The sequence below is a fragment of the Fructilactobacillus sp. X7R4C1 genome (assembly GCF_059901115.1).
This window is the reverse complement of record NZ_JBWXVD010000031.1, coordinates 1-242: the sequence shown is the minus strand read 5'-3', so window position 1 is coordinate 242 and position 242 is coordinate 1. Positions and strand designations below refer to the sequence as shown.

The window sequence follows — 242 nt, the reverse complement described above, 5'->3', positions numbered from 1 at the left end:
CCCAAGGGTCTCCAAGACAGTGATGTGCATGCCGTTATCCCAACGATTGGTTTCAAACAAAAGTTGTGACTGATAATCCGCTTTGGAATGGCCATATTTATCAACATTTTCAAAAGGCGTATAAACGTAAATTGAATTTGTTTTTTGCTTTTGCTCATCGAATTTAAAATCAGTGAACACGATATATTGGCTTACCTTTTTTTGGGCTGCGTCCTGCGGTTGATTCATGCTAGACAGCACGG

Annotated in this window: 1 pseudogene; it reads right to left on the bottom strand. The window is 40.1% G+C overall.

What is annotated here, in order from left to right:
* Window positions 1-242 (bottom strand): annotated as a pseudogene (locus AC6UC9_RS07045) (hypothetical protein); the annotation flags it as partial.